General features: G+C 63.2%; 14 protein-coding genes. 5 read left to right on the top strand and 9 right to left on the bottom strand.

What is annotated here, in order from left to right; translation table 11 throughout:
• Positions 1 to 127: 127 nt before the first annotated feature.
• The 4 genes from F757_RS0103460 to F757_RS0103445 form a co-directional block, all read right to left on the bottom strand.
• Positions 128 to 1,243, bottom strand: a complete 1,116-nt coding sequence (locus F757_RS0103460; protein WP_027210183.1) for an ABC transporter ATP-binding protein — start codon at positions 1,241 to 1,243, stop codon at positions 128 to 130.
• A 120-nt stretch (positions 1,244 to 1,363) separates the two neighbouring features.
• Complete coding sequence (locus F757_RS0103455) at positions 1,364 to 2,221, bottom strand: carbohydrate ABC transporter permease (protein WP_027210182.1); 858 nt, start codon at positions 2,219 to 2,221, stop codon at positions 1,364 to 1,366.
• Positions 2,211 to 3,149, bottom strand: a complete 939-nt coding sequence (locus F757_RS0103450) for a carbohydrate ABC transporter permease (RefSeq protein ID WP_027210181.1) — start codon at positions 3,147 to 3,149, stop codon at positions 2,211 to 2,213. Before F757_RS0103450 ends, F757_RS0103455 begins: the two co-directional genes overlap by 11 nt.
• A gap of 144 nt (positions 3,150 to 3,293) precedes the next feature.
• A complete protein-coding gene (locus tag F757_RS0103445; protein ID WP_027210180.1) occupies positions 3,294 to 4,541 on the bottom strand; it encodes an ABC transporter substrate-binding protein in 1,248 nt (415 codons plus the stop codon).
• A 509-nt stretch (positions 4,542 to 5,050) separates the two neighbouring features.
• On the opposite strand from F757_RS0103445, the gene zwf reads away from it, so the two are divergent.
• From zwf to F757_RS0103425, 4 genes are all read left to right on the top strand, one after another.
• Entirely contained in the window at positions 5,051 to 6,514 is a 1,464-nt protein-coding gene (zwf, locus tag F757_RS0103440; protein ID WP_027210179.1) for a glucose-6-phosphate dehydrogenase, read from the top strand.
• A gap of 49 nt (positions 6,515 to 6,563) precedes the next feature.
• Entirely contained in the window at positions 6,564 to 7,310 is a 747-nt protein-coding gene (pgl, locus tag F757_RS0103435; protein ID WP_027210178.1) for a 6-phosphogluconolactonase, read from the top strand.
• The gene (locus tag F757_RS0103430; protein ID WP_027210177.1) at positions 7,288 to 9,204 is read left to right on the top strand and encodes a bifunctional transcriptional regulator/glucokinase; all 1,917 of its coding nucleotides are present in this window, start codon (positions 7,288 to 7,290) and stop codon (positions 9,202 to 9,204) included. Before pgl ends, F757_RS0103430 begins: the two co-directional genes overlap by 23 nt.
• Before the next feature lie 137 nt (positions 9,205 to 9,341).
• Positions 9,342 to 10,268 carry a bestrophin family protein gene (locus F757_RS0103425; protein ID WP_027210176.1) on the top strand — a complete coding sequence of 309 codons (927 nt, stop codon included), beginning with the start codon at positions 9,342 to 9,344 and terminating at the stop codon, positions 10,266 to 10,268.
• Between the two features lie 57 nt (positions 10,269 to 10,325).
• Here F757_RS0103425 and F757_RS0103420 read toward each other — a convergent pair whose 3' ends face one another.
• The 5 genes from F757_RS0103420 to apbC all read right to left on the bottom strand — a co-directional run bounded on the left by F757_RS0103420 (position 10,326) and on the right by apbC (position 16,009).
• Positions 10,326 to 11,021 (bottom strand): lysozyme inhibitor LprI family protein, encoded by a 696-nt coding sequence (locus F757_RS0103420; RefSeq protein WP_027210175.1) that lies wholly within the window; start codon positions 11,019 to 11,021, stop codon positions 10,326 to 10,328.
• Positions 11,022 to 11,023: 2 nt separating this feature from the next.
• Entirely contained in the window at positions 11,024 to 13,309 is a 2,286-nt protein-coding gene (locus F757_RS0103415; protein ID WP_027210174.1) for an arginine/lysine/ornithine decarboxylase, read from the bottom strand.
• An 86-nt stretch (positions 13,310 to 13,395) separates the two neighbouring features.
• Positions 13,396 to 13,965: a dCTP deaminase gene (gene dcd, locus F757_RS0103410; protein ID WP_013338490.1), complete on the bottom strand. Its 570-nt coding sequence runs from the start codon at positions 13,963 to 13,965 to the stop codon at positions 13,396 to 13,398.
• Positions 13,966 to 14,225: 260 nt separating this feature from the next.
• Positions 14,226 to 14,759 (bottom strand): superoxide dismutase family protein, encoded by a 534-nt coding sequence (locus F757_RS0103405; RefSeq protein ID WP_027210173.1) that lies wholly within the window; start codon positions 14,757 to 14,759, stop codon positions 14,226 to 14,228.
• Positions 14,760 to 14,920: 161 nt separating this feature from the next.
• Positions 14,921 to 16,009, bottom strand: a complete 1,089-nt coding sequence (gene apbC, locus F757_RS0103400; protein ID WP_027210172.1) for an iron-sulfur cluster carrier protein ApbC — start codon at positions 16,007 to 16,009, stop codon at positions 14,921 to 14,923.
• Between the two features lie 390 nt (positions 16,010 to 16,399).
• Here apbC and F757_RS0103390 point away from each other — a divergent pair, with 390 nt between their 5' ends.
• Positions 16,400 to 17,053 (top strand): OmpA family protein, encoded by a 654-nt coding sequence (locus tag F757_RS0103390; RefSeq protein ID WP_027210171.1) that lies wholly within the window; start codon positions 16,400 to 16,402, stop codon positions 17,051 to 17,053.
• The last annotated feature ends 114 nt before the right edge of the window (positions 17,054 to 17,167 follow it).

The raw sequence follows: 17,167 nt of genomic DNA, 5'->3' as shown, positions 1-17,167 counted from the left end.
GGGGAGCGGGTTCTTCCGAAGCAAACGCACGAGCAAAAGCAAAAAGAAAAAGCCCCTTGTCTCTCGCGAGCCAAGGGGCTTTTCGTTGCACGAACAGACAGTGCGAAATTGAGTCAGAAGTCTCGCCTTAAGCGATCCGTTCTTCGTTCGACGGATCGAACAGCACCGCCTTCGACGTATCGAACAGCAGCGTGGTGTTCGTCAACGGCTGCGGATTCGAGGCCGGGTGCACGCGGCTCACCACGCGCTTGCCGTTGACCTGCGCGAACACCAGCGTGTCCGGACCGGTCGGCTCGATCACGTCGACCTTCACGTCGATCTGCTGCAGCTTGCCGTGGTCGCCATGCGCGCCGCGCGAATCGGTAATGCGCTCCGGCCGCAAGCCGAGAATCACTTCACGGCCGATGTGCGACTTGACCTTGGCCGAGTCGAACGGCAGCAGGAGCGCGGTGCGCGCCACGCCGGTATCCAGTTCGAGGCCCACGCCCGCGCCCTGCTCGACCAGCTTGCCCTGAATGAAGTTCATGGGGGGCGCGCCGATAAAGCCCGCCACGAACAGGTTCGACGGCGAGTCGTAGATTTCCTGCGGCGCGCCGAATTGCTGGACGATGCCGTCTTTCATCACGGCGATGCGGTCGCCGAGCGTCATCGCCTCGATCTGGTCGTGCGTCACGTAGACAATCGTCGTGCCGAGGCGCTGATGCAGCAGCTTGATTTCCGAGCGCATCTCGATACGCAGCTTGGCGTCCAGGTTCGACAGCGGCTCGTCGAACAGGAACATCACCGGGTCGCGCGCGAGCGCACGGCCCATTGCCACGCGCTGACGCTGGCCACCGGACAGTTGCCCCGGCTTGCGATCCAGCAGATGCGTGATCTGCAGCGTGTTCGACACGCGGTCGACAATCTGCGCCTGCTCGCTCTTAGGCACCTTGCGGATGTTCAGGCCGAAGGAGATGTTCTCGCGCACGGTCATCGACGGATAAAGCGCGTACGACTGGAACACCATTGCGATGTCGCGGTCTTTCGGCGACAGGTTATTCACCGTCTTGCCGTCGATCTGGATCTCGCCCTTGGTCACCGTTTCGAGGCCGGCAATCATGTTGAGCAGCGTCGACTTGCCGCAGCCCGAGCCGCCGACGAGAATCAGGAACTGGCCGTCTTCGATGTCGATGTTGACACCCTTCAGAACCGGCACCCCATTCGGGTAAGTCTTGTACACGTCACGGATAGAAAGGCTTGCCATGCTGTGAATCCTCTAGTCTCTGGTACTGCTTGAAAGCGTCTTGTCGGATGGCGGCGGTGCTCATGTGCCCATACGTGCGATGCACGAAGCGCCGCCGCGCTCGGATGTTCTGGCGAGGCGTTAGCCCTTCACGGCGCCGGCCGTCAGGCCGCGCACGAAATAGCGTCCGGCCACGATGTAGACAAGCAGGGTCGGCAGTGCGGCGATGATCGCGCCGGCCATGTCCACGTTGTATTCCTTCACGCCGGTCGATGTGTTCACGAGGTTGTTCAGCGCCACGGTGATCGGCATGGAATCCACGCCGGAGAACACGATACCGAACAGGAAGTCATTCCAGATCTGCGTGAATTGCCAGATCAGACACACCATGAAAATCGGCAGGGACACCGGCAGCAGAATCTTCGTGAAGATCGTGAAGAAACCCGCGCCGTCGATCCGCGCCGCCTTCACCAGTTCAGCCGGAATGCTGACGTAGAAGTTGCGGAAGAACATGGTCGTGAACGCGATACCGTAGATCACGTGCACCACCACCAGACCGGTCGTGGTGTTCGAGAGGCCGAGCGCGCCTTCGAAACGCGCCATCGGCAGCAGGATCGCCTGGAACGGAATGAAGCAGCCGACCAGCAGCATCGTGAAGATCGGATCGGCGCCGCGAAAACGCCAGTGCGTGAGCACATAACCGTTGAACGCGCCGATGATCGACGAAATCAGCACCGCCGGAATCACCATGCGCACCGAGTTCATGAAGAACGGTTGCATGCCGTCGCAGCGCACGCCCGTGCAGGCGCCGCTCCATGCCTTGATCCACGGATCCACGGTCCAGTGCGTCGGCGGCGTGAGCAGGTTGCCGGTGCGCAACTGGTCGATGTCCTTGAACGACGTGGACAGCATCACGTACAGCGGAAACAGGAAGTACAGGGCAAACAGAACCAGGGCCGCGTAAATGACGGCACGGCTGATCGTCATCTTAGGCTGCATTGCGGGTGCTCCTCGATTCCAGATACATGAGCGGCACGAGCACGGCCACGACGGTGGCCAGCATCATCATCGACGATGCCGCGCCGACGCCGAGCTGCCCGCGATTGAACGAAAAGGTGTACATGAAAATCGCCGGCAGCGACGACGAAGTGCCCGGACCGCCCGCCGTCAATGCGACGACGAGGTCGAAGGTCTTGATCGTGATGTGGCAAAGAATCAGCAGCACGGAGAAGAACACCGGGCGCATGCTTGGAATCACGATCTTGCGGTAGATGGTGGGCAGGTTCGCGCCGTCCATCTGCGCGGCCTTGAAAATCTCGCCGTCCACGCCGCGTAAGCCGGCGAGAAACAGCGCCATGACGAAACCGGTGGATTGCCACACTGCCGCGATCACCACGCAGAAAATCGCCTTGTCGGGGTCGCCCAGCCAGCCGAACGAGAAGCTCGTCCAGCCCCAGTCGTGAAAGACTTTTTCGAGGCCGATGCTCGGCGTCATGATCCATTGCCACGCCGTGCCGGTCACGATGAACGACAGCGCCATCGGATACAGGAACACGGCGCGCAGCGCGCCTTCGTTGCGGATCTGCTGATCGAGCAGGATCGCGAGAAAGAGACCCAGGCCAATGCAGATGCCGATGAACGGAATGCCGAACCAGCCGAGATTCGCGGCCGAGGTCCAGAACACGTCGTTGTCGAACAGTTCGCGGTAACGGTCGAGACCGACGAAATCGTAGCGCGGCATGAGCCGCGAGTTCGACATGGACAGATAGCCCGTGATGGCAATGAAGCCGTACACGAAGATCAGGCTGATCACGACGCTGGGTGCGAGCACCAGCTTCGGAATCCAGCGATCGGCAAGGGCCGCCATGGGCGACGCGCGGCGGGCGACGGTAGCCGTTTTCCCGTTTCCGCTGATAGAAGCAGTCACTACTCGACTCCTGCTGAAACTGTCAGGTGAAGCCGCGTGTATCCGTATGCGCGAAGTGCAGGCACCCCACCGCATGGCGCGAATTCACGCGATCAACGGCGCGAAGGGCGCGCCGATACACCGGCGCGCCCTTCGCAACTTCACTTACTTGGTCTTCGCTGCCTTCGCGAGCGCTGCAACCGCGCTCTTCGAGTCCTGCTGCGAGTTCATGAACTTCGTGACGACGTCGGAGATCGCGCCGGCAGCTGCATCCGGCTGAGCCATGCCGTGAGCCAGCGAGGGCACATAGCCGCCCGACTTGATCGCGGTTTGCTCATCCGCGTACGACTTCTTCGCACAGTCGTCGAACTTCGCCATCGACACGCCGAGGCGCACCGGAATCGAGCCCTTGTTCAGGCTGAACTGCTCCTGAAATTCCGGCGACATGATGGTCTTCGCGAGCGCGAGCTGACCCGGCGTGGCCGCCTTCTGGCCTTTCTGCTGGAAGAACACGAACGAGTCGACGTTGAACGTGTACGACTTCTCGGTGCCCGGCACGGCGGCGCAGACATAGTCGGCACCGGACTTCTTGCCTGCGTTGGCAAATTCGCCCTTCGCCCAGTCGCCCATGAACTGCATGCCTGCCTTGCCGTTGATGACCATGGCGGTGGCGAGGTTCCAGTCGCGACCGGTGCGGCCGGTGTCGAAGTAGCCCTGAATCTTGCGGACCGTGTCGAACACGCCGACCATCTTGTCCGAAGTCAGCGTCTTTTCATCGAGGTCGACCAGCGCCTTCTTGTAGAAGTCCGCGCCTTGCGACAGCACGACGTCTTCCCACAGCGTCAGGTCTTGCCACGGCTGGCCGCCCATCGCGATCGGCTGGATGCCCGCGGCCTTCATCTTGTCGGCAACCGCGAAGAACTCCGGCCACGTGGTCGGCACCTTGCCGCCAGCCTTGTCGAGCGCAGCCTTGTTGATGTACAGCCAGTTCACGCGATGCACCGAGAACGGCGCCGCGACGTAGTGGCCGTCCGCGTGCATGATCTTGTCGATTTCCGGCGGCAGGTTCTTCTTCCATTCGCCCGCGACAGAGTCGATCGGCACCAGCACGCCCTGCGAGGCCCAGTCCTGGATCAGCGGGCCCTTGATTTGCGCCGCGCTCGGCGCATTGCCCGAGATCACCTGCGTCTTGAGTGCCGTCATGGCAGCCGCGCCGGCGCCGCCCGCAACCGCGAAGTCCTTCCACGTGTAACCTTGCTTCGTCATGTCGTCCTTGAGGACGCCGACGGCTTTCGATTCGCCGCCCGAGGTCCACCAGTGCAACACTTCGACCGACTCGGCAGCCTGCGCAGCCGACACGCCACACATCAGACCTGCGGCGCACAGAGCGCCCATGATCGCGCGAAATTTCATTGCTTATCTCCTCCAGACACCTGAACAAAAAACAAATGGCCCCTGATGTCGCCAGGGTGCAGTGGTTGGTTCAAAACAGGCAAAACACTGGGCGATCGAGCATGGTCGGGCGCATGCGCAGAGCATGTGCCGGCGGCCGATGTCCGGTCGCTGGAAGCTCAAGAGATGAGTGGTTCGGGATGCAACTGACTGTCTCCTCTTTTGATTTTTGCCCGCCCGCGTCGCGCGGCAGACTCGAGGTGCCTTGCACGTCAACGAGGGGACCGCTCGCCGATGCCGCCATGCGTTGTCCGCCACTTGTCGTTAACATGCAGGGGGCGCCTGCCGATTCGCGAAACGCGCAACCTGCCTGCCAGCGCACGCTTTTTTCATCGAATTAGCGCTACCTCTTGATTTGGATTGTAGTTAAACTACAATTCAGTGTCAAAAAATATTTGATCGGACTACGGTCGCCCTTCCGCGAGCAGTGCGCGGTCCGCGCGGCGGCCTCAGGACATCGACGGAGACTCATGCAAACCGATTCAAGCTTCACCTTCGTTCTCTTCGGCGGAACCGGCGATCTGTCGATGCGCAAGATTCTCCCCGCCCTCTTCGAAGCACATCGTGCGGGCGGCATGCTGGCCGACAGCGGCAAGATCGTCGCGGTTGCGCGGCACGTCGGCGATCGCGGCGAATACCTCCAGTGGGTGAACGGGCACGTCAAGCCGCATGTGTCGAAGAACGGTGTCGACGAAACGGCGTGGGCCAGTTTTCTGGAACGCATCGAGTTCGTGAAGCTCGACCTCGGCAATCCCGAAGACTTCGTGCTGCTGCGCGATGCAGTGCAGGCACTGCCTGGCATCCGCGTGTTTTATCTGGCCACCGGTCCGTCGCTGTTCGTACCGATCTGCCGTGCGCTCGCGTCAGTGGGGCTGAACGAAAACGCGCGCATCGTGCTCGAGAAGCCGCTCGGCTACGACCTGAAGTCGTCCAATGCGATCAACGACGCGGTCGGCGAAATCTTCGCGGAAGAGCAGATCTACCGTATCGACCACTACCTCGGCAAAGAGCCCGTGCAGAACCTGCTCGCGCTGCGTTTCGGCAACGCGCTGTTCGAGCCGCTGTGGCGCCGCGAGTGGGTCGAGAGCATCCAGATCACCATCGCTGAAGAACTCGGTGTCGAAGCGCGCGGCGATTTCTACGACAATACGGGTGCGCTGCGCGACATGGTGCAGAACCATTTGTTGCAACTGCTTTCCATCGTTGCGATGGAGCCGCCTCACTCGATGGATTCCGACTCGGTGCGCGACGAGAAGCTGCGCGTGCTGCGTGCGCTAAAGCCCATCGATCCGCTCGACATCGGCAAGGTTGCGGTGCGCGGCCAGTATCATTCGGGCGTGATTCGCGGCACCTCGGTGCCCGCCTACGCCACTGAACCTGGCGTGAAGCAGAACAGCACGACGGAGACCTTCGTCGCGCTGAAGGTGGAGATAGAGAACTGGCGCTGGGCGGGCGTGCCGTTTTTCCTGCGCACCGGCAAACGGCTGGCCGATCGCGTGGCGGAAATCGTGGTGAATTTCCGCGCGGTGCCGCATTCGGCGCTGGGCGCCTCTGCGTTGCGCGCGGGCGCCAATCGGCTGGTGATCCGTTTGCAGCCGAACGAGACCATTCGCCTCTACTGTCTCGCGAAGCAGCCGGGCGAAGGCATGAACCTCGCAAGCGTTCACCTTGATCTCGCGTTCGACCAGTTCTTCCGCGAAGGGCAGATGGAAGCGTATCAACGTCTTCTGCTCGACGTGATCAACGGTCGTCTCGCGCTCTTCGTGCGACGCGACGAACAGGAAGCGGCATGGAAATGGGTCGAGCCGATCCTGAACGAATGGAAGGCTTCGAACCGACCGCCCAAGCCGTATGCGGCGGGCACGTGGGGTCCCGCGGCCGCCAGCGCGATGCTCGCGCAGCACGGCACCTGCTGGCTCGAAGAAGAGAATTGATTCGCGGCGGTCTTGCGCCGCGCTAACAAAAAAGCAGCACGGAGGAGAAGTGATCGAGCTTCACGCTTTCGACGATCAACGCGCCCAATCCGACGCGTTGGCGAAGGCAGTCGGCGACGCGTTACATGCATCGCTGGCCGCACAGGCGGCAACGTCGGACGCCGGTATTGCCGGCGCATCCACGGCCGGTAACGCAACCGCCGGCGCGCGCCCGGCCCTGCTCGCCGTGTCCGGCGGCAGCAGTCCGCGCCCGTTCCTGCAGACGTTGTCCACGCACAGCTTCGACTGGCCGCGCATAGCCGTGACGCTGGTCGACGACCGCTGGGTGCCCGAGACGGACAGCGCGAGCAATGCGCAACTGGTGCGCGCCACGCTGTTGCAGAGTGCGGCGCAGAACGCGACCTTCTGGCCGCTTGCGGACACGACCCAGGATCTGCATTCGCACGTCGCCACGCTCAACGGCGACCCGCGCTTTGCGAACGTGCCCGACGTCGCGATTCTCGGCATGGGCGAAGACGGCCACACCGCGTCGATTTTCGCGGATGCTCCCGAATGGGACCACGCCATCACGACCGCCGAGCGCTTTGTCGCCGTGCATCCCGGCAGCGCGCCGCATGCACGCGTGAGCTGGTCGCTTTCGGCGTTGAAGGAAATCAGGCATCTGTTTCTGCTGATCGCAGGACCGCGCAAGATGGACGTGCTGAACGCCGCCGCCTCTTCGCTACAAAAAAATGCCATCTCGCAGCTGGCAAACGACAAGGGAGTGAGACTCGATGTCTACTGGTGTGCAAACTAAGGCTGTTCCGGGCGCGGGCCAGCACGCCGACGGACCGAGGCTGCTCGCCGACATCGGCGGCACGAATGCGCGCTTCGCGCTCGAAACCGGACCGGGCGAGATCGGCTCGGTGCAGGTCTACCCTTGCGCGGATTACCCCGGCGTGGCGGACGTCATCAAGAAGTATCTGAAGGACACGAAGATCGGCCGCGTCAATCACGCGGCAATTGCAATTGCGAACCCGGTCGACGGCGATCAGGTCAGCATGACCAATCACGACTGGACGTTTTCGATCGAAGCCACGCGCCGCGCGCTCGGCTTCGACACCCTGCTGGTGGTGAACGACTTCACCGCGCTTGCCATGGCCCTGCCCGGCCTGACGGACGCGCAGCGCGTACAGGTGGGCGGCGGCACGCGCAGGCCGAACAGCGTAATCGGCCTGCTCGGCCCGGGCACCGGCATGGGCGTATCCGGCCTCATTCCCGCCGACGACCGCTGGATCGCGCTCGGCAGCGAAGGCGGCCATGCCACGTTCGCGCCGGCCGACGAACGCGAGGACATCGTGCTGCAGTACGCGCGCAAGAAGTGGTCGCATGTGTCGTTCGAACGTGTGGCCGCGGGCCCCGGCATCGAAGTGATCTACCGCGCGCTTGCGGGCCGCGACAAGAAACGCGTGGCCGCCACCGTCGACACGCGTGAAATCGTCAAGCGTGCGCTCGAGGGCGAGCCGCTCGCGGCCGAATCCGTCGACGTGTTCTGCGGCATTCTTGGCACCTTTGCCGGCAATATCGCGGTGACGCTCGGTGCGCTTGGCGGCATCTATATCGGCGGCGGCGTGGTGCCGCGGCTCGGTGAATTCTTCGCGCGCTCGTCGTTTCGCAAGCGCTTCGAGGCGAAGGGCCGTTTCGAGGCGTACTTGCAGAACGTGCCGACCTACGTGATTACCGCGGAATATCCGGCTTTTCTGGGGGTTTCCGCGATTCTTGCGGAGCAATTGTCGAATCGCGCGGGCGGCAGCTCGTCCGCGGTATTCGAGCGGATCCGTCAGATGCGCGACGCGTTGACGCCGGCCGAGCGCCGCGTCGCCGATCTCGCGCTGAATCATCCGCGCTCCATCATCAACGACCCGATCGTCGACATCGCGCGCAAAGCCGACGTGAGCCAGCCGACCGTGATCCGCTTCTGCCGCTCGCTCGGCTGCCAGGGCTTGTCGGATTTCAAGCTGAAGCTCGCCACCGGTTTGACCGGCACGATCCCGGTCAGCCATAGCCAGGTGCACCTCGGCGACACGGCGACGGACTTCGGCGCGAAGGTGCTGGACAACACTGTCTCGGCGATCCTGCAGTTGCGTGAGCATCTGAACTTCGAACACGTGGAGCGCGCCATCGACCTGCTGAACGGCGCACGTCGCATCGAGTTCTACGGGCTCGGCAATTCGAATATCGTCGCGCAGGACGCGCACTACAAGTTCTTTCGCTTCGGCATTCCGACCATCGCGTACGGCGATCTGTACATGCAGGCCGCGTCGGCTGCGTTGCTCGGCAAGGGCGATGTGATCGTGGCGGTGTCGAAGTCCGGCCGCGCACCCGAACTGCTGCGTGTGCTGGACGTCGCGATGCAGGCCGGTGCGAAGGTCATCGCGATCACGTCGAGCAATACGCCTTTGGCCAAGCGCGCCACGGTCGCGCTGGAAACGGATCACATCGAGATTCGCGAGTCGCAGCTCTCGATGATTTCGCGCATCCTGCATCTGGTGATGATCGACATTCTGGCGGTAGGCGTGGCGATTCGTCGCGCGGCGCCGAGCGCGGACGTCGCGGAGACGGTCGCCAAAGCACGTCAAGGCGCCGACGACGACGCGAGCGCCGTGCTCGACTGGCTCAGTCACGGCGCGGCTTCATCGGCGCGCGACTGAGTCCGCCCGAAGCCTGACCGAGGTCGACATGAAGGCCACGCTGCGGCGTGGCCTTTTCATTGCAACCGACGAAGCACGAGACCGGCCGTCTGTTGAAGCGATAATAGAAACCCCATCGCTCACGGCCAGGCACACCGATGATCATCCGCCCGCACCTCCACTGGTTCCGCATGCTGCTCGCCTGGCGGGGCTCGGTCCTTCCGCAGTTGCTGCCACGGCTCGCGCTCATTTTCGCTATTTCGGTGGTCGCGGTCGCGGCGCACGATCATCTGTTGCCGATCTCGCTGAACCTGAACACCACCGCGCCGTTCTCGCTGGTCGGCATCGCACTCGCGGTGTTTCTCGGCTTTCGCAATAACGCGAGCTACGACCGCTGGTGGGAAGCGCGCAAGCTGTGGGGCCAGTTGCTCAACGACTCGCGTTCGCTGACCCGGCAGGCGCTCACGTTGCGAACGCGGCAGTTGCCGCAAGAAGAACTGATCGAGTTTTGCGCGGCGCTCGGCGCGCTTGCGCATGCGCTGCGCCATCAGCTTCGCAGAACCGATGAGCGCGACGATCTGGCCGCGCGTCTGCCGCCCGCGCTGTTGGAACGCGTGATGGCGTCGCGCTATAAACCGGCTACGCTAATGCTGATTCTCGGCGAATGGGTGCAGCGCCACGCGCAGAGCGGCGCAATTGATCCAATGGCGGTGCTCGCCTTCGACCGCAATCTGAATGGCTTGTCGGATGTGATTGGCGGATGCGAGCGCATTGCGTCCACGCCGCTGCCGTTTGCGTACTCGGTGATGATCCATCGCACCGTGTACTTCTTCTGTGCGTCGCTGCCGTTCGGGCTGGTCGACAGCATCGGCATTTTCACACCGGTGTTCGCGGTGTTCGTTGCGTACACGTTCATGGCGCACGAAGCGATCGCCTCGCAAATCGAAGAGCCGTTCGGCACCGACGACAACGACCTCGCGCTCACCACGATGTCCATGATTATCGAAGACGCGATGCGCGATCTGCGCGGCGAACCGCCGCTTGCGCTGCCGGGTCCGCAGCCGGAGAGCTTTGCGCTCACCTGAGCCTGAACGGAAATGCCGGCATCCGGCATGACGTCGTGCCCGCCGCGGCTCAGGTGTCTAGTCGTTGCCGGCCGTTTCGGCGAGGCGCTTGAGCGTTGCAACCCGCGCGCCGATGATATCGATGCGGCCGCGCTCGTCGACAAGCGGCGTGGCCGCATTCAGATACGCAGTCCACGCCTTCTGCGCGCGCACCAGCGTGGCACGGGAGCGCACCGGCAACTTCGCCCGCAGACGGCGGTAGTAGCGGTTCATGTCGAACATGGCGTGTTCGCAGCGAGCGTCGGCAGTACAGGCGCGCAGACGCTTGGGGCGCGCCGGCTGGCCGGGGCGTGCGTCGGCCACCGCGCCGCGCAGCACGAGCGCACGGTCACGCACCGGCTGCAGTTGCATGTCGGCTTCGGCCAGCACATACATCGTGCCGCGCGTGGTGGCGAAGACCGCCGCGAGCAGTTGTTTGTCGGCGTCGCGCAAAGCCTCCCAGCTTGCCTGACTTTTCTGCCACTGCTTGCGCCGCGCCGGCGGCAACTCCGGCTGCAACTGCTGCCATGCGTTGTCGAGCGCGGTCTTCCAGCCGATGCGCGCCGTCTCCATGCACTGCACCTGCCCCGCTGTCGACGACATATCGCTGCGCGCAAGACACGTGCGCATCGCCGCGTCGATCGGATCGGCAGCGGCGACTTCGGCGCGCGCCGCAAGCGGCGCGGTGCCGAGCACGCACGTGAGCGCGAGTACAAGAAACCTCGTCAGCCGCATTGTCAGACGCGCACGCAATCGACGAAATACTCGATGCGGCCGTTGATCATTTCGCCGACGAGCCCGTGGATGTCCGTGTGGAAGCCCGGGAAGCGCTCGTTGAACTCGCGCGCAAAGCGCAGGTAGTTGACGATGGTCTTGTTGAAACGCTCGCCGGGAATCAGCAGCGGAATGCCCGGCGGATACGGCGTCAACAGAATGGACGTGACGCGGCCTTCCAGCTCGTCAATGGGCACGCGGTCGATCTCGCGATGCGCGAGCTTTGCGAATGCGTCCGACGGCTTCATCGCCGGTTCCATGCTCGAGAGGTACATCTCGGTCGTGAGGCGCGCAATATCGTTCGCGCGGTACACGCTGTGAATCTGCTGGCACAGGTCGCGCAATCCGACGCGCTCATACGTGGGGTGCAGCGCGACGAAGTCCGGCAGCACGCGCCACAGCGGCTGGTTGTTGTCGTAGTCGTCCTTGAACTGCTGGAGCTCGGTCACCATCGAGTTCCAGCGGCCCTTCGTGATGCCGATCGTGAACATGATGAAGAACGAATACAGCCCGGTCTTCTCGACGATGATGCCGTGCTCGGCCAGATACTTCGTGACGATCGCGGCCGGAATGCCCGACTCGCCGAAATCGCCGTTCATGTCCAGACCCGGCGTGACGATGGTCGCCTTGATCGGGTCGAGCATGTTGAAGCCCTCGGCGAGCGGACCGAAGCCGTGCCACGAATCGTCCGGGCGCAGCATCCAGTCTTCACGCGAGCCAATGCCTTCTTCGGCGAACTGCTCCGGGCCCCAGACCTTGAAGAACCAGTCGTCGCCGTATTCCGCGTCGACCTTCGCCATGGCGCGACGGAAGTCGAGCGCTTCCGCAATCGATTCTTCGACGAGCGCGGTGCCGCCGGGCGCTTCCATCATCGCCGCCGCCACGTCGCACGAGGCGATGATCGCGTATTGCGGGCTTGTCGACGTGTGCATCAGGTACGCCTCATTGAAGCGATGCTTGTCGAAGCGGCTGTTCTTCGAATCCTGCACGACGATCTGCGAAGCCTGCGAGATGCCGGCCAGCAGCTTGTGCGTGGAGTGCGTCGCGTACACCATCGCGCCGATGCGCGGGCGGCCCGCGCCGATCGCATGCATGTCCTGATAGAACTCGTGAAACTCCGCGTGCGGCAGCCACGCTTCGTCGAAATGGAGCGTGTCGAGCCATTCGCCCAGCATCTCCTTGATCATTTCGACGTTGTAGATCACGCCGTCGTAGGTGCTTTGCGTGATGGTCAGAATGCGCGGCTTGAGGTTCGGGTTGTTCGCGAGCGCTTCGCGTGCGAACGGATTCGCCGCGATCTTCTTGCGGATGTTTTCCGGCTCGAACTCCGAGCGCGGAATCGGACCGATAATCCCGAAGTTGTTGCGTGTGGGCGTGAGGAACACGGGAATCGCGCCGGTCATCGTGATCGCGTGCAGGATCGACTTGTGGCAGTTGCGGTCCACCAGCACGATGTCGCCCGGCGCCACCGTGCCGTGCCAGACGATCTTGTTCGAGGTGGAAGTGCCGTTGGTCACGAAGAACACGTGGTCCGCGCTGAAAATGCGCGCGGCGTTGCGCTCCGAAGCCGCCACTGGCCCGGTGTGATCGAGCAGTTGCCCGAGTTCGTCCACTGCGTTGCAAACGTCGGCGCGCAACATGTTCTCGCCGAAGAACTGGTGGAACATCTGCCCGAGCGGGCTCTTCAGAAACGCAACGCCGCCCGAATGGCCCGGGCAGTGCCACGAGTACGAACCTTCGTCCGCGTACTTCACGAGCTCCTTGAAGAACGGCGGCGCGAGCGAGTCGAGATACACCTTCGTCTCGCGAATGATATGGCGCGCAACGAACTCCGGTGTGTCCTCGAACATGTGGATGAAGCCGTGCAGCTCGCGCAGAATATCGTTCGGCAGGTGGCGCGAGGTGCGCGTCTCGCCGTACAGGAAAATAGGAATGTCCGCGTTGCGGCGGCGCACTTCGGTCACGAACGCGCGCAGCGCGACGATCGCGGCCGCGAGCTCGGGCGTTTCGCCTTCCACCACGACGTTTTCGACGTAGGGCAGGAGTTCGTCGTCGTCAATGGACAGGATGAAGCACGACGCGCGGCTCGACTGCTGCGCGAACGAAGTCAGATCGCCGTAGCTCGTCAACCCGAGCACTTCCGCGCCTTCTTTCTCGATTGCTTCGGCCAAAGCCCGGATGCCGGAACCCGAGATGTTCTCGGAGCGGAAATCTTCGTCGATGATGACGACGGGAAAACGGAACTTCATGGGCGATTCTCCAAAAAGAACGACCGCTGCATTCTGAAAATTGCAGCGGTCACCCGAATAGCTGGTGGGTCAATGCGCTGCCGACGTCACGTCTTCGGCAACGTGACGCCGTGCTGACCTTGATATTTGCCGCCGCGATCCGCGTACGACGTTTCACAAATCTCGTCGCTTTCAAAGAAGAGCACTTGAGCGACGCCTTCGTTCGCGTAGATTTTGGCAGGCAAAGGTGTCGTATTCGAGAATTCGAGCGTGACGTGGCCTTCCCATTCCGGCTCGAACGGCGTGACGTTCACGATAATCCCGCAGCGCGCGTAAGTGGACTTGCCGAGACACACGGTCAGCACCGAGCGCGGAATGCGGAAATACTCGACCGTACGGGCAAGCGCGAACGAATTGGGCGGAATGATGCAGACGTCGCCCTTGAAGTCCACGAACGATTTTTCGTCGAAGTTTTTCGGGTCGACAATCGTCGAGTTGATGTTCGTGAAGATCTTGAATTCGTCGGCGCAGCGAATGTCGTAGCCGTAGCTCGAAGTGCCGTAGCTGACAATCTTCCGGCCGTCTTCGGAGACGCGAATCTGATCGGGCACGAACGGCTCGATCATTTTGTGCGACTCGGCCATGCGCCGGATCCACTTGTCGGATTTGATGGTCATAGGTGAACGCTGCTCGACGTAATAACAGATGGGTGACGGATAACCGACAGGTAACTGGGTGATCGCTGCGCGGTGTGCGCCGGGGCGCCTGGGTCCAGCCCGCGTGCTCAGGTGTACATGACGGTGCGCCGCATGAAAGGCGCTTATTTTACGCGATAGCGAAGATACTGCCGCAGATCTGCGCCGCGAGCGCCGCCTTAAGCGGGCCGCTCGACGGCAAAGCCCGTGGCGCTTGCGCTCATTGCCCGCTCATCGCCGGATCATTGCCGGATCACGCCGCAAGCGAGCGCCAAACCCGCGCCGTGCTGCGGATACGCGTAGGGGTCGGTGGCGTCGTGATGCAGCAGAACCGCGCGCTGCAGGACCGAACGGATACCGTCGAGCGAAACGTCCGGTGCCACGATGAAGCCGCTTGCCACGCCGTTGGCGTCCGCATGGATGTTGCCGAGATCGCCTTCCACACGAGCACCTGTTTTCAGACGCTCCGCTGCGGGCGAGAACACCTGGCCGGCGCTGGAGGCGTCGGCGGCATTGCAGTCGCCGCGCTCGTGCACTTGCAGCGCGTGATCGCTATTGGGCGGCAAGCCCGCGAGATTGTAGGTGACCTGCACTCCGTCAGAGCGCTCGATGAACGTCACGAGGCCGCGCGCCTGATTGCCCACGGTGGGCAGCAACTGCGCGTCGGCGCGCTTTTCCTGTGGTCTCAGGAAGGCGGTGCAGCCACACAACAGCACACTGCTGGCAGTCAGGACGATGAACGCATGCACCGCCTGCCCGTCGATTCGTTTTCCCATGCGATCCTCTTGCCGGCCTGGCAGCCGCCCCTGCGGCCGCCGAGCCGAACCCGTGAAGTCGACATGATACCGCGAGACATGGCGAAAACAGACGCTTGCGCCCGCCTGCCGCGCCCGGCCGGGCTGCCGCAGTGCGCCGCCCAGCCGATTCGCACGACCTGTCAGGTGTTCTGCACGACGATGTTGGGGAACTTCGAGCTCATGTCGCGCGCCCGCTCGGCGATATGCACCGCCACCTTGCGCGCAATCGTGCGATACGTTTCCGCGATGCGCCCTTGCGGGTCCGCCACCACCGTCGGCCGGCCGGAATCGGCCTGCTCGCGGATCGCAATGTCGAGCGGCAGGCTGCCGAGCAGGTCGACGCCGTACTCCTTGCCCATCCGCTCGCCGCCTCCCGCGCCGAAGATATGTTCTTCGTGCCCGCAGTTCGAGCAGATATGCATGGCCATGTTCTCGACGACGCCGAGAATCGGAATGCCCACTTTCTCGAACATTTTCAGGCCCTTGCGCGCGTCCAGCAGGGCAATGTCCTGCGGCGTGGTGACGATCACGGCGCCCGTCACCGGCACCCGCTGGGAGAGCGTCAACTGGATGTCGCCGGTGCCCGGCGGCATATCGACAATCAGGTAGTCGAGATCGCGCCAGTTGGTCTGCCGCAGCAATTGTTCGAGCGCCGACGTGGCCATTGGGCCGCGCCACACCATCGGGTTGTCCTGCTCGATCAGAAAGCCGATGGAGTTGGCCTGCAGGCCGTGACCCGTCATCGGGTTCATGGTCTTTTCGTCCGGCGACTCCGGGCGCCCCTCGATGCCAAGCATCAAGGGCAGCGACGGGCCGTAGATGTCCGCGTCGAGTATGCCGACCGACGCGCCCTCGCTCGCCAGCGCGAGCGCAAGATTGACGGCGGTCGTGCTCTTGCCGACGCCGCCCTTGCCCGACGCCACCGCGACGATGTTTTTAACGTTCGGCAAAAGTTTCACGCCGCGCTGCACCGTATGCGCGGCGATTTCCTGCGACACCTGCACGCTGGTCTGGGCCACGCCCGGCACGGCGCGCAGCGCGTCGTCGAACTGTTTGCGGATCGCGTCGAACTGACGCATGGCCGGATAGCCGACTACCACTGCGACGCTGACCGTGTCACCCTGCACGACCACGTTCTTCACGTTTCTGGCAGCCGCATACGGCCGGCCGGTGTTGGGGTCAGTGACGGCTGCGAGCGCAGCGTCGACCAATGCCCGATCGATACTCATTGACACTCCGAGGGGAACACCTGCGTCGCGGCGGGATCGAAATCTCGGCCACGCGCCGGAATTTGCAAGAAATTGTTAGTCAGCATTGCGAAAACCATGCATGCCGGGCACGCTTCCGGCAGGCGGATTGCCTTGGGGCCGCATCGCTGCGCGCCAGCCTTCATTGTAGTGGCTAGGGTGAAGCGATGCCGGAAGACCCTTCTTCACTGTCGGACCGGGACGGGCGAGGAAGTCTCTGGGTTCCGCCCAGATCTGCCGGCGGGTTATCCGGCCTGACGGCACAAGGCTGTTGCTGTAGCGAGCGACGCTCGCTGTCAAGGCACAACGTCGCGCAATGCTTTACCTGCGCGCTTTATGCGCGTCATTCGCATCAATCGAGAGGAATCAAAAATGAACGCAAGACTCATGACTCGCCTGGCCGCTTTCGCCGTTGCCGGCTCCGTGCTGGCTGGTTGCGCCAGCCAACAGGGTACTAACACGGCTGTCGGCACGGGCGTGGGCGCCGGCACCGGCGCGGCGCTCGGCGCGATTTTCGGCGGCGGCAAGGGCGCGGCAATCGGCGCGGGGGTCGGCGCTGCGGTGGGTGGCATTACCGGCTACAACTGGCAGGCAATTCACAACAAGCTGTCGGGCGCAACCAAGGGCACCGGTACGCAGATCACCGAGCAGCCGGACGGCTCGCTCAAGCTGAACATTCCAAGCTCCGTGACGTTCGACACGAACAGCTACGCGATCAAGCCGTCGTTCGCGCCGGTGCTCGATCAACTGACGCAGACGCTGCAGCAGAATCCGGAAGTGATCGCGCAAGTGGTCGGCCATACTGACAGCACCGGACAACCGGCCTATAACCAGACGCTGTCGGTCAATCGCGCACAGAGCGTGGTGGGCTTCCTCGAGCAGCGCGGCGTTGCGGCGCAGCGCCTGTCGGCACAAGGCATGGGCCAGAACCAGCCGATCGCCGACAACAACACGGAAGCCGGCCGCGCCGCCAACCGTCGCGTGGAAATCTACCTGCGCGCCACGGCTCAGCACGCCACGCAGTAAGCACGGCGCGCGACAGTACGGAGAAAGGCGGGCGCGCGCAGCGCCCCGCTCGGCGCAGGGTGCTCAGGGTGGTCTGAAGGCGCGGTTTATCGCGCCAGAGCCAGCTCTGGGCCC

The sequence above is a fragment of the Burkholderia sp. WSM2232 genome (assembly GCF_000472545.1).
Taxonomy (GTDB): Bacteria; Pseudomonadota; Gammaproteobacteria; order Burkholderiales; family Burkholderiaceae; genus Paraburkholderia.
This window is presented reverse-complemented; position numbering and strand designations above follow the sequence as displayed.